Source organism: Streptomyces sp. NPDC006551, from assembly GCF_040611675.1.
GTDB lineage: Bacteria > Actinomycetota > Actinomycetes > Streptomycetales > Streptomycetaceae > Streptomyces.
The window spans coordinates 18437-29478 of the sequence record NZ_JBEXOT010000031.1; the positions used below are offsets into that span (position 1 = coordinate 18437).

Annotated in this window: 10 protein-coding genes; 5 read left to right on the forward strand and 5 right to left on the reverse strand. The window is 69.0% G+C overall.

Annotated elements, in window-relative coordinates; translation table 11 throughout:
• Positions 1-151: 151 nt before the first annotated feature.
• From ABZY12_RS24340 to ABZY12_RS24355, 4 genes are all read right to left on the reverse strand, one after another.
• A complete protein-coding gene (locus tag ABZY12_RS24340; protein WP_356893722.1) occupies positions 152-2887 on the reverse strand; it encodes an AAA family ATPase in 2736 nt (911 codons plus the stop codon).
• Positions 2888-3418: 531 nt separating this feature from the next.
• Positions 3419-4387, reverse strand: coding sequence for a pirin family protein (locus ABZY12_RS24345; protein ID WP_356893724.1), 969 nt, complete (start codon positions 4385-4387; stop codon positions 3419-3421).
• A gap of 4 nt (positions 4388-4391) precedes the next feature.
• Positions 4392-4697, reverse strand: a complete 306-nt coding sequence (locus ABZY12_RS24350; RefSeq protein WP_356893726.1) for a GNAT family N-acetyltransferase — start codon at positions 4695-4697, stop codon at positions 4392-4394.
• A gap of 83 nt (positions 4698-4780) precedes the next feature.
• Positions 4781-5086, reverse strand: a complete 306-nt coding sequence (locus ABZY12_RS24355; RefSeq protein ID WP_356893728.1) for a hypothetical protein — start codon at positions 5084-5086, stop codon at positions 4781-4783.
• A 221-nt stretch (positions 5087-5307) separates the two neighbouring features.
• Between ABZY12_RS24355 and ABZY12_RS24360 the strand changes: the two genes are divergently transcribed.
• The 5 genes from ABZY12_RS24360 (at position 5308) to ABZY12_RS24380 (ending at position 8926) form a co-directional block, all read left to right on the forward strand.
• Positions 5308-5781 carry a MarR family winged helix-turn-helix transcriptional regulator gene (locus ABZY12_RS24360; protein ID WP_356893730.1) on the forward strand — a complete coding sequence of 158 codons (474 nt, stop codon included), beginning with the start codon at positions 5308-5310 and terminating at the stop codon, positions 5779-5781.
• Positions 5782-5881: 100 nt separating this feature from the next.
• A complete protein-coding gene (locus ABZY12_RS24365) occupies positions 5882-6076 on the forward strand; it encodes a hypothetical protein (protein ID WP_356893732.1) in 195 nt (64 codons plus the stop codon).
• Positions 6077-6205: 129 nt separating this feature from the next.
• Positions 6206-6454, forward strand: a complete 249-nt coding sequence (locus ABZY12_RS24370) for a hypothetical protein (protein WP_356893734.1) — start codon at positions 6206-6208, stop codon at positions 6452-6454.
• Between the two features lie 301 nt (positions 6455-6755).
• Positions 6756-7727, forward strand: coding sequence for a pirin family protein (locus ABZY12_RS24375; RefSeq protein WP_356893736.1), 972 nt, complete (start codon positions 6756-6758; stop codon positions 7725-7727).
• 689 nt (positions 7728-8416) lie between these two features.
• On the forward strand, positions 8417-8926 hold the full coding sequence (locus ABZY12_RS24380; RefSeq protein WP_356893738.1) for a hypothetical protein: 510 nt from the start codon (positions 8417-8419) through the stop codon (positions 8924-8926).
• Positions 8927-9755: 829 nt separating this feature from the next.
• Here the strand turns inward: ABZY12_RS24380 and ABZY12_RS24385 are convergent.
• Complete coding sequence (locus ABZY12_RS24385; protein WP_356893740.1) at positions 9756-10958, reverse strand: acyl-CoA dehydrogenase family protein; 1203 nt, start codon at positions 10956-10958, stop codon at positions 9756-9758.
• Positions 10959-11042: the final 84 nt, after the last annotated feature.

Consider the following 11042-nt stretch of genomic DNA (forward strand, 5'->3'; position numbering starts at 1 on the left):
CATCGCGAGACCAGAGCAGCGAGCTGCCGCTGCACGCACACCCGGCGGCTGGAACCCGCTCGGTCGACCTGCACCGGGGACGCAGACCGTACGCGCCGGGCGGTCATCCACTCGGCGCGAGCCGGACCAGGTGACCCGCGCCTGCCGCGGGTCACCCGATCGGCAGCTGCGTGTGCTGCGGATCCCCCTGCTGCGCCGCCAAGTCACGCAGCTGCCGACGGGAGGTGATGCCCAGCTTGCGGAAAATGCTGCGCAGATGCGCGTCGACCGTGCGGGGACTCAGATGCAGATGCATTCCGATCTCCTTGGACGTGCTGCCGTTACCCGCCAGCTGAGCAACGCGGGCTTCTTGGTGCGTGAGCTGATCCGGGCAGTCGCCCGGAGCGCGCCGCACTGCCAAGGCCCCGGTGGCGCGGAGCTCCGCCGTCGCCTGGGACGCGAACGCGTCGGCACCAGCGGCAGAGAACATTCGCGAGGCCGTGCTCAAGTGCGCCCGGGCGTCCTGCCGCCGTCCCTGGCGCCGCAACCACGCGCCGTATTGCAGGTGTGCTCGGGCTGTGGGCACGACCGCGCTCGTCCGCGTCAGCGAGGCCAGCGCCTCCTCGTAGTGCCGCTCCGCCCCTGTGCCGTCTGCGACCAGCGCCCGCACGGCGTGTCCGATCCCTTGGCCGATCGGTGTGACCGCAACCGCGGTCCGCGCAGTCAACTGCGCCACGGCCGCCGCCGCCTCGTCCGGGGCGCCGCACCGTACCGCCGCCTCGACCAGTTCCGTCAGGGCGAGACAGGTGACACCCGGTTCGCCGGCTCTGACAGCGGTGCGGGCAGCCGTCAGAGCGGCGGCGTAATCACCCGTGCTGTTGTGCAGCAGCGCCGTGCACCACCAGGCGGTGGCGTACAGCAGACCTTCGCCCGCTTTGTGCGCCTGGTCGGCAGCCGCGGTGAGCAGGTCGCCCGCGCCAGGCCCACCCTCGAGGGCCGACAGGTACAGCCGTGCGTGCGGCAGCGGGGCCGTTCCTGTGGCCTCGGCGAGGGCCTCGGTCTCACGGACGAGTTCCGACGCCGCCTTGGTGTCCCCAGCGAGGGCCGTTGCCAAGGCCAACACGGTGAGGGCCTGGGACAGCCCGGTGAAGGGACCGTACCGCCGCGCCGTCACGACATGCTGCCGTGCCGCGCCGAGCAGGGCCTCCCACTCCCACAACTCCGTCCACACCAGCGCGGACAGCACAGGGTGTCGGACACCGATGCGAGGATCACGTCGGAGCGCGTGCAAGGCTTCTCGCAAGTCCGGCGTATCACCGCGAAGCCAAGCGGTCAGGCAGTCGAGGAAGGTGTCGGCGGACGAAACAGCGACCGTGGGCTGCGGTGCAGACAGGGCGGCGAGGGTCTGTCGAATGGCCTCGCTGCCTCGACCAGCCAGCACGGCCAGCCCGAGCGCATCGAGACGGGCTTCGCTCGCCAGGTGCGGCGCCGTAGCCTCGGTCCGGTGGGCGACCCTCACCAAGTGCAGCACAGCCTCGTGCTTCGAGCACCGCACGGCGGCGATGCGGGCGCGGGCCAAGTGAGCCCGCGCCCGCTGCTGGGCATCGAGAGGACCGGCCTCGGCGGTGGCGAGCAGGTCGAGCGCCGTGTCGCGCTCGTCGGCAGCGGTCTTCTCCTCGGCGGCCGCCAAGGCGCGTTCGGCCTTCCGCGCCGGGTCGGGACTGAGCGCGGCGGACCGTTCCAGGAACGCGCCGGCGGCGGCGACGCCGGCACGTTCCCGGGCCAGGTTCGCCGCGTGCTCCAAGGCGGCGGCCAGTCCCTCATCGGGTTCGGTGGCTGCCTGAGCTCGGTGCCATGCGATCCGGTCGGAATCCGATGCGGAGTCCATCACGTCTGCCAGCGCCAGGTGTACACGTCGGCGGTCCTCCGCGTGGGCAGCTCGGTACACGGCTGATCGCACCAGCGGATGGCGGAAGCGCACATGTCCGCCCACGTCCAGGAACTCCGCCATGGTCAGCGCCTGGACCGCACTGTCATGGTCGACTCCCAGCTCGACGGCTGTCCGCCGCAGCAATTCCGGATCCCCCGACGGGTCAGTGGCTGCCGCGAGTAGGAGCGACCGGGCCGGCTGCGTGAGGAGTGCGGCCCGTTCCTGCACGCTCCCCTCGATCCGGGCAGACAGAACAGTACGGGCGTCGGGGCGCTCGGTGAGGTCGGCGTACCCGACACTGCGCGGCAGTTCCAGCAGGGCGAGCGGATTGCCGCGGGCCTCGGCCAGAACCCGCTCGTACACCCGTTCGTCGAGGGGAGCGCGGAACTCCGTCCGCAGCAGGGCACGGGCATCCCGCTCAGGGAGACCGGTGAGCGTCAGGCGCGGCAGAGCCGCGAGGAAAGCTGCCTCGTCCGAGTCACGGGCGACGAGCACCAGCACGAACCCGTCCACCTCGGCACGGGAGGCGGCGATCTTGAGGACGTGTGCGGAGGCCGGATCCGCCCACTGGACATCGTCCACCACGCACACCAGGGGCCCGCGCGCTGAGCCGGAGGCCGCGAGCGAGGCGAACGCCGACGCCACCCCCACCGCGTCGGGTGCCGTACCGTCCCGAAAGCCGAACGCCCTCTGCAGAACGACCAGATGGCGGCTGGCATCGTCATCTGACGGGACCAGCAGCGGTCCGCACAACTGATGCAGAGTCGCGTACGCGAAGTCGGTTTCCCACTGTGAGCCGCTCGCCCACAACACCTCAACGGGTTTCGAGACGGTGGCCAGGGCGTGCTTCAGGAGCGTGGTCTTGCCGATGCCGGGCTCGCCGCGGACAGTCAGCGCGCCGCCGTGCCCGGCTCGGGCCCTCGCGAACAGCGTGCGCAAGAACGTCAGCTCCTCGTCACGGCCGTAGAACCTTGCCACGAGCCACTCCGCTTCCCCGGGGCCTGATCCGTCTGCGTCACTCCGGGCCGTGGCGCGGTCGCCTCCGGCCCCGGCCGGTCATCCGCCTCGGCGGCCCGCGTTTCAGCATGTCAGTGGCGGTTGGCGGCAGCATCGGCGATACCTACGTAGAACGTGGGCATGACGTGCCTCGTACCGTCGCCTGCAGAGCTGCCGCGTCACGACCTGGTCTGCGTGAGCACACCGACAGGTGCGCGGGGCGACGGATGATCCCGCAGACAGCCAGGCCCTGGGCTCCTTCAGCGCGCGCAACGCGATCCCCGCTCCAGCCGGGGCAGCGGCGCGGGGGCCGGCACGTCGCTGACGAGAGCGCTGAACACCTGGGCGTCGCGCCGGCGCCCGGCGCCCATGTGCACCGCCGCAGCGGTGGCGGCTACGACCGACTCCGCCGTACCACTCTCGGTCGAGGGAGACTAACGGAAACGAGCCGATGGTCGCGCCGAAGGGGTGAGTGTGTTCTTCACACTTCGAGCTCAGACCGTCTCATTGTGCTCAACGGACACGGCCTCGGGCCTTGAGTTGTGCCTCAGGCAGTTCCGGAGCGGGCGTGGGGGCGCCGTCGAAGCCGTGGACGGTGCCGAAGCCCTGTCCGGCGTTCCAGTCCGTGCGGGCCTGGGCGATCTCCTCGCCGGTTCGGCCGATGAAGTTCCACCACATGATGATCTTCTCGTCGAACGGCTCGCCACCCAGCAACAGCAGGCCGCTGTCCGTGGACGCCCGCAACGGTAGCTCCCTGCGGCCGCACCCCAGGTACAGCATGGAGCCGGGGTCCAGCGGGACGCCGTCCACGTGGCAGGACCCGGACATGGTCAGCACCGCGTATTCGAAGTCGGGCTCCAGTGGAAGTCTCGCGGAGGCGCCTTCGGGGAGGGCGAGATCCACTCCCACCAGTGGTGAGTAGGTGGTGCCGGGGGAGGGCGCACCGTCGACCTCGCCGAGGATGACCGTTCCTCGCAGCCCGGAGCGTGTCGTGATCCGGGGCAGACCTGTGTGGTGCTCGAAGGAGGGGGAGACGTGGCGATGGGAGTTCGGAAGGGCGATCCACAGTTGGGCCCCGTGCAGAAGTGGCGCGTGCGCGCGGGGGGACTGTTCGGCGTGGGCGATGGCCCGGCCTGCGGTCATGAGTCCCAGCTCGCGGGCCCGGATGGTCTGCAGACTGCCGACGCTGTCGCGGTGCAGGACGTCCCCTTCGTGCAGCCAGCTGACTGTCTGCAGGCCGGTGTGCGGATGGGGAGGGACCCACATGCCGGGTTCGTCGGCGATGTCGTCAGGTCCGTAGTGGTCCACGAAGCACCAGGCTCCCACCATCCTGCGCCCTAGGTTCGGCAGCAGCCTGCGGACGATGGTGCTCCCCCCAAGAGGAGTGATCCTCGGCTTCAGCAACTCGTGGGTGGGGTGGGCGGAGACCTCTTCCCGGCCTCCGCGCGTGTGGACGGCCGGCGCCGTTTCGAAGTTGCTCACCGTGTCACAGCCCGAACCTGGCGCGGTCGTCCTGCGGCACCAGGTCGGTGTACCGAGGGTGCTTGGAGATGTACCGGCGCACGAAAGGGCAGTAGGGCAGTACTCGCAGGTGGCGTTCTTCTGCCGTGTCGAGAGCGGCGCCGATGAGCTGTCCTGCGAGACCCCGGCCGCCGTACTGTTTGCCGATCTCGGTGTGCAGGAAGGCGATTTCGTCCTTGAAGGCGTGGTACTCCGCGAAGCCGGCCAGCTTCCCGTCCTCGTGCAGTTCGAAGCGCGATTCCGAAGGGTTGTCGATCACGACAGCGGTCATGGGGATCTCCTGGTGCAAGAGAGTGATGAGAGCTTTGGTAGCGGGGTCGTCGTTCGGTTCCGTGGTGGGCCGGCGCTGTATCGCTAGCGCGCGCCGCTGATCCGGCGCATCGTGAGCCCGATCAGCCAGGAGTTCAGCAGAGCGCAGGCTGTGACGATCAGCGGGAAGGCCGGTCCCGAGAAGGCGTCGATCGCCAGCAGTGCCACGCTCACGGGGGCGGTGGCGAGAACGGGGTAGATGCCGGCGAACGAGGAGTCGGCCTGGGTCACGAAGGCCGCGTCCGCCCAGGACCACACCAGCAGGGCTGCTACGACAGCCAGGTAGAAACGCGAGACCCAGTTGCCGAGGGCTGTGCGGAATAGCGATCGGAGAGGGGTGGTCAGGCTCATGGTGTCCCTAAGTGTGCTGGGCATACGGATGTTTCGGGCGGTACCGGACAGGTGGCCCGTATCGACACTCGCACAGCCGCGCATCCGGTCGCGTCGGCAGTAACCACCTAGTCTCTGGATGCGACCGGCCAGGCGGATCGCTTTCCCTGTCCTCGGCACCTGTGCCGTAATGCCGGCCGGGACATTTCAGTGATATGTCAACAATATGGTAGGCTTTCTTCATGACTGAACCGCAGTGGCTGAGCGCCCAAGAAGCCGATGTGTGGGCGAAGTACCGGCGCCTGCGCCGCGACCTGCACAAGGCTCAGGAGCGACAGCTCATGCGTGATTCAGGGCTCTCCGCGGCCGATTACGCGCTTCTCGCCCCTCTGTCCGAATCCCCCGAGGGCCTGCTTCGAGCCAGGGAGCTGGGGGCTGAGGTCGACTGGGAGCGCAGTCGACTCTCCCACCAGGTCAGCCGGATGGAGAAGCGGGGGCTCGTAACGCGCGAGGCATGCGCCGACGACGCACGCGGCTCCATGGTCCGACTCACCCCCGCCGGCCGAAAGGCTATCGAGGAGGCCGCGCCCCGCCACGCGCAGACGGTGCGGCGACTCTTCTTCGACCCGCTCGACGCCGACGAGGTCCGCCTCCTCGGTCGCTTCCTCGACCGCATTCTTGCCGCGGTCGAGGTCGAAACAGAGGAATCCCCGTAACTCCTGCGGGCATCGGCACACCGAAGCGTCACCCTCCCGCTCGAAGTGGCCCTTCTCCTGCTCCTCCCCGCGTTGTTGTACCGGGGAGACTCTGACCCCCTTGGTGCGCGAGATCCGCCCTGCCCCGCGCACCATCGCTGTGCAATCCACCGCCCTGGTGCTGCTCGCCATCGCCATCGAGGTGATGGCCGACGGCGCCCCTTCGGCTGGGGAGGCACCGCACTGCGTCCTGTCGGGTGCCGAGTCGGCGGCATTGCCATCGGGGTCGCCGTCGCCCTTCTCCTCGAAGGTGTGAGGCGCCGGGTCGGTGATCCGCTGCTGCGCGGCGTTCTCGGTCCGCACTGTTCTTCGCCTTCCTGTCCGCCGAACTCGCGCACGTTTCGGGCCTCGCCGTCGTCACCTGCGGTGCGGTCGGCAGCCATGAGTGATCAACCCCGACGCCCGCGTCCAGGCCACGGCTCTCCGGGAGACCGTCAGCCACCTCCTCGGCAGCGTTCTGTTCGTCCTGGTCGGCGTTCAGTTGACGGCCGCGGTCGAGGCGCTGGCCGTCACACATCTACTGCAAGCCGCGGTCGGGGCGACCGCCATGAGTGCTGCGGTCATCGGATCGCGGTTTCTGTGGTTCTGCACCGTGCCACACGTGGTGCGCTTCTCGGACCGGCGGCCCGCGTGAAAGGAACGGCGGGTCGGGGCAGCGTGACGCCTCCCGTTGGCCTGGTCTGGAACGCGCGGACGCGTCTCCTCGGCGGTGGCACTGGACATTCCGGTCGCGACCGCGGACGGTCGGCCGCGTCCGTACTCGCCCTTCGGCCCTTCGGCGCCTCGGCGTCGCCGCTCTGGGCGAGCTGCTGAACCGGCCCGCCGACACTCCGTTAACCGAGAGCGGGCTGCGATCCATGGTTGAAAGTTGAACAATAAACGAATATGTTGACGCATCACGTAAATGGATGGATCGACCCCAGGAAGGGATCACCATGCCTGCTGTCACCGTCGACAACCCCCTGACCCTGCCGCGCATCCCGCGCCCGGCGGCGGACGGCTCCTCCGCCCGTCGGGTCTCCGGCATCGTCACGGCCCACCGTCAGCTCGAAGGGGCGGGATTCGAGGTCCGTAGGCCTTTCCCGGGACGCCTGTCCATGCGGGACGCCGACCCGTTCCTGTTCATGGATCACCTGGGGCCCCAGTACTACGACCCCGGTGCCGCCACCGGAGCCCCGTGGCATCCGCACCGCGGCTTCGAGACCGTCACCTACATCATGGATGGCGAGATCGCCCACCACGACACCAATGGCGGCGGAGGTGTCATAGGGGAGGGCGACACCCAGTGGATGACGGCCGGCAGCGGAATTCTGCACGATGAGCTGCCGACGGAACGCATGTACAAGGCCGGCGGCCGCATGCACGCGGTCCAGTTGTGGGTCAATCTCCCCGCGGCACTCAAGATGACCCGGCCCCGCTACCAGTCGATCACCGGAGACGCTCTGCGCATGCTCACGTCCGACGACGGTGGTGCGCTAGTACGCCTGATCGCGGGTGACCTCGCGGGCCATGTCGGACCCGGTGTCACCCACACGCCGATCACCTACGCCCACGCCTCGCTCGCGGCGGACGCCCAGCTGTCCACGCCGTGGAACCCGGCGTACAGCGCCATGGCCTACGTTCTGACGGGTCACGGATCCGTCGGTGCGGAGGGGCGTCCGCTCTCTGCCGGTCAACTCGCCGTGTTCGGGCCCGGTGACCATGTGACCCTGAGGGCCGCGCGGAAAGCGCCCGAGGCCTTCGAGGTGTTGCTGCTCGGCGGCTTGCCCATCCGTGAGCCCATCGCGCACTACGGTCCATTCGTCATGAACAGCCGCAAGGAGATCTTGCAGGCGGTGGAGGACTTCGAGAAGGGCAAGCTGGGTAGGGTTCCTGCGGACCAGATCGCACCGCGCAACTTCGCGTAGGTCCGGATGCGTGCGAGGAGGACCAGGGGCCCTGCTCCTGGTCCTCCTCCGTGTTCGTCGACGTCGGTCGAAGTGGTCGTGGAGATCCGCGGTTCCCTGGCCACGTCGAGCCGCATGGTCGAGCGCTTCGGCACGGCCTCCGGCGCGCCGGTCCCGAGTACTCCGGAACCCGACATGCTCGGCGGGGCAGGGCTTCCGACCGCTCGGTCACCAACCCGGTCGATGCCGTTACCGGGAGCCTCGGCGAAGACCGTCCCGGAAGGGGGCATGGGCCTCGAACCGGTCCGCCCGCGGCGAGTGGGTGATGGTTTCGGCGTCCGGTCCACCTCCAGCCGCTGGCGGTGGCCGTGCCGCAGCACGTCGGCCGGGAGGGGCGTCCCCGCATCCTCGTTCGCGAACCGGGTCTCGCAGGCGCCTTGACCGGCCGGCTGGCCGGTCGGCGCCGCGCTGTCTCCTCGGCTTGCATCTCCGTTCCGGAGTACGGCAAGCCTCGCGCGATCTGAGCGAAACGGCCGGTCGGGCAGCCGCGGGAGACGCTGCGTCAGGTTCTGTGCCTCTCTAACGGTGTCGACCGCGGAGCAGTTGTTGACGCATCAACTTAACTAGGTTAGATTTCAACTACATCGAAGGTGTGGAGGCCCGGGATCCCCCCGGTTCCACCCACCCCGGACGTCGATCGGAGAATCACCATGAACAAGCAGTCCCTCATGCCGCGAGTCGCCGTCGTGCTCGCCACCCTGGGAGCCGTCACCGCCGGCACCGTCCTCTCGGCCCACGCCGTGACCCCGCAGGCCCAGGCCAAGCCCGTCCTCACGGCCGACGTTCACACCCAGGGGGAACTCTTCCCCGAGCTGAACGGCCTGCGGATCAAGGGGGTCAACACCGATGACGTCTACCTCGTCCTGGACGGCAAGCGGCACCTGATCCCCAGCACCGTCACCTACAACGCCCTCTTCCGCACCACCGACGGGGTACGGCTCGTGCTCACCACCGCGAACATCACCGACGGCGGATCGCTCACCGCCTACGCTTATCTCGCCCGCAGCACCGACGATGCCACCATCTACCTCGTCTCCAACGGCTCCAAGCGTGAGATCACCCCCGCCGCCCTCGACAAGTTCGGCTTCAACACGGCCGCGGTCCGTACGACCTACCCGTCCGTCCTCGCCGCCCTTCCCACCGCCGCCCCGCTCACCTGACCATCGCGGTGCCGGTCCGTCCCGGTCCGGTCCTACCCGCCACGGGAGGAGCAGGTGAACGCCGCCGGCCTATGAACGTGCCGGCGATACCACCTGCTCCTCCCCGCCATCCACCGTCAGGTCTGGGGGGAGCCGCGGAAGACTTGGCGGTCGCTGCAGAGGTGCCAGCCCCCGGAGCGGCACCTCGGAAAGACCGTCAAGGGACGTCTGCTTGAGACCCTTCCCAAGGTTTCGCCGCGTCCCTTCCCGCAGAATCGCATCGGCCGGTACACCGTGTGGCCGCGCCCTCGGCCGGTTCCTACCGGCGTACCGGGGCTCAAGCCGCTGAAGACCGATGCTGGACGGTTCCCGGCCAGGCGGTGGGTGGCAGCAGGGCTGGTGAACACCTCCACGATGAGCAGGAACGTGTCGACGAGCGGAAGTGTTGTTCCCGCGCCGGCGAACCGGTGTCGGCGTGTGCCTGTCGATGAGGTGCAGCGAGCTGTGCCGCCAGCAGACAGGTCGACAATGCCGCGGTCGCTGTCGTCGTGGCATTTGTGCGCATGGGCAAGCAGCCCCTTCGGAGGGGGCGAACGGAGCCGTGCAAGACGCGTGCCGGGCCGACCGCTTCCGTTGGCCGGGCGTTGGATCCCGTAGCAGGCACGGTCCGGCGCGTTGAGGGACGTCTCCTCCGTCCCCCAGAACTATCCGTTCGGCGAGGCCTGTCCCGCTTTCTTCGCACGATTGCCTGGCCGCCCCTGAGAAGGAAGGCACGCAGAGAATGTTCCACGCTCGTCCCTGCCCGCCCGCCCCCGAACGTCCCGGTGGCGGGCGTCACATGGATGAAGGCTCATACCAGGAGAGAGACAGGGGACCCGATGCCGACGGCTACCCGGCCGTAGTCCTCCCGAGTGATGAACGGATTGAACTGCACATGGCGGGCTCCGGTCTCCATGTCCCGCCAGTACCGCTGCAGCGGATGCGCGTCGGAGAAGGCGGAACTGCCGGTCAGATCGAGCAGCCTGCTCATGGCGGCGCGGGCGTATTCGGTCGACGCGACCATGTCCATCCGGAGCGCGGAGCGCTCCTGGAGAGACAGGGGATCGCCCACCATCGAGGCATCGGCGGCATCGGCGACCGACGCGATGAGCCGTGCGGCCCGTGAGGTCAGGTGATCCGCCTCGCCCAACCACATCTGCGCGGAGGGGGACGCCTTGGTGTCCCGGTAGACAGAAGCGATGATTCCCTTACCGGAGTCGAGGACCTCACGTACGATGTCGAGCCCGCCAAGTGCCGCACCGACAACCGGCGCCAGCAGGTTCAGTGTCGCCCCGATCTTCAGAGCCGCCGGGAAGCCGCCCCCCGAGCCGCCGCTCGGCGCGACTGCCGCGCCGATGACGCGGTGATCCGGGATCAGGACAGCGTCGGCCACCAAGCTCTGGCTGCCCGTCCCTCGCATGCCCGCCACGTGCCACGTGTCCTTCACCTCCAGATCCTGCAGCGGAACGAGCACGGTCGCACCGGACGGCGGAGCGCCCGCGATGCCCGGCAGAGGGACCCCGAGCAGTGCCCAGTGGGCGTCCTCGCACCCCGAAGCAGCCGCCCAGGTCCCGGACAGCCGCAGGCCGCCCTCCGTGCGGACGGCTTCTCCGTGCACGCTCGCCACTGAGCAGGCCACAGAGTCGGGTCCCTCCTGATAGAACTCCTCACGCGCGGCATCCGACAGCATCAACGTCATCGGCCTCACGCCGTTGAAGATGCCCGCGACCCAGGCGGTGGAAGGACAGCCGCGCCCCAGTGCCAGCCCCACTTCCACCTGCGTACGAATGGACGCCCCCACACCGCCGTACGCACTCGGCGTCGTCAGCCGGAGTAGGCCGGCCCCACGCAGTCCTTCGAGATTCTCCGGTGCGACACGGCGGTCCCGCTCCGTCCGCTCCGCGTTCGTCCTCAGAAGGGAAACGAGGGCGCCGGCTCGGGCGACCAGCTCCGCCTCCGGCAGGACGGTGTCGGAGGCATGTGAAACATCAGTCAATTGCTGCAACGACGGCACGGAAACATTCTCCCTGGGTGATCGAGCCCGTTCACGGCGCCCGAAGAGCAGGCGTGGGCCTCTCCGCGCAGGCGCTGTGCGCTC

Bases quoted from the DNA above. Each gene is read 5' to 3' on its own strand.
- ABZY12_RS24355 (WP_356893728.1), bottom strand. From the start codon at position 5,086: ATGAGCCTGACCACCCCTCTCCGATCGCTATTCCGCACAGCCCTCGGC.
- ABZY12_RS24380 (WP_356893738.1), top strand. From the start codon at position 8,417: ATGAACAAGCAGTCCCTCATGCCGCGAGTCGCCGTCGTGCTCGCCACC.
- ABZY12_RS24350 (WP_356893726.1), bottom strand. From the start codon at position 4,697: ATGACCGCTGTCGTGATCGACAACCCTTCGGAATCGCGCTTCGAACTG.
- ABZY12_RS24360 (WP_356893730.1), top strand. From the start codon at position 5,308: ATGACTGAACCGCAGTGGCTGAGCGCCCAAGAAGCCGATGTGTGGGCG.
- ABZY12_RS24375 (WP_356893736.1), top strand. From the start codon at position 6,756: ATGCCTGCTGTCACCGTCGACAACCCCCTGACCCTGCCGCGCATCCCG.